Origin of the sequence: Parendozoicomonas verongulae (assembly GCF_009711465.1) — a bacterium.
In the GTDB taxonomy this organism is placed as follows: domain Bacteria; phylum Pseudomonadota; class Gammaproteobacteria; order Pseudomonadales; family Endozoicomonadaceae; genus Sansalvadorimonas; species Sansalvadorimonas verongulae.
This window is the reverse complement of record NZ_SMME01000542.1, coordinates 1-1290: the sequence shown is the minus strand read 5'-3', so window position 1 is coordinate 1290 and position 1290 is coordinate 1. Positions and strand designations below refer to the sequence as shown.

General features: G+C 49.5%; 1 protein-coding gene. It reads left to right on the top strand.

The window, feature by feature from the left end; all coding sequences use genetic code 11:
* Window positions 1–1085 (top strand): group II intron reverse transcriptase/maturase (gene ltrA / locus E1189_RS01380; RefSeq protein ID WP_230459954.1); only part of this gene is annotated, 1085 nt, incomplete at its 5' end.
* Window positions 1086–1290: the final 205 nt, after the last annotated feature.

Sequence of the window (1290 nt, the reverse complement as noted above, 5' to 3'; positions counted from 1 at the left end):
CCAGTGGTCCAGTTTTTGGGGTCCACTATAAAGCCCGTCCTGCGAGTAGAAATCCCCAAACCGGATGGACGCAAACGCAAGCTGGGCATCCCACCGTACTCGACCGTCTGATCCAACAGGCCATAGCACAGATCATGCATGAAGAATGGGATCACAAATTCCATAACAACAGTTATGGTTTTCGTCCCAACCGAAATGCCCATCAGGCTATAGGTTACGTTCAGCAGGTGATACGGGGGGGACGAGACTGGGTTGTAGACTGTGATCTTGAGGCTTTCTTTGACACCGTCAATCATGACCTGTTGATGGCAGAGCTCAAGACACAACAGCAGGACGCTACGCTGCTGAAGTTGATAAATCGTTATCTTAAGGCCGGAGTCTGCATAAATGGAATCAAACAGGCCAGCACGAAAGGTCTCCCGCAAGGCGGTCCTCTGTCGCCTGTCCTTTCGAATATAGTCCTGAACAATCTGGATTGGGAACTGGAAAAGCGGAACCTCAGGTTTGCCCGGTATGCCGATGACTTTGTGGTGCTTGTCGGTAGTGAAAGAGCGGGTAAACGCGTGATGAAACACCTGCAACACTTTGTTGGAGAATCACTGCGACTCACAGTGAGTACCCGCAAGAGTGCTGTTGGTCGCCCATGGGAGCGTAACTTCCTTGGGTTTACGTTTAGCCGACGGGAACTGAAAGTAAAAGCCAGTGACAAAGCACTGGCCAAACTGAAGACAACCGTCAAACAGCTGAGCCGTCGAACAAGAGGCCATTCTATCACCCGGATCATTGAAGAGCTGAGAAAATCCCTGCTTGGCTGGAAAGCGTATTTCGACATGGCCGAAATACTGAGTCCTCTGAAAGATCTGGATAAATGGATTCGACGACGATTGCGATGTTATATCTGGAAACAGTGGGGCAGAAAAGGCTACCGTATGCTCAGGCGACTGGGTGTAGATCGATGGCTGGCATGGAACACGGCAAAATCGGCTCATGGACCATGGAGGTTGAGCGGAAGTCCTGCTTTACGGTATGCACTACCGAATAGATATTTTAAGAACCTTGGGCTGCCAGAATTGGCGGCAAGATGAATACAAAGTGATTTGAACCGCCGTGCTACGTGATCCGTATGGCCGGTGGTGTGGGAGGAGCGGAGTCGTGAGGCTTCGCCCTATCCCGATTATATGAAAAGCAAGTATCCAGCAAACATCAACATAGGATCAAATGAAAACCAGTTGACATTTTTCTCTATCATAACTACTAGTTTCTAGGGCCTGTTGAGGTTTTAGACAGGAC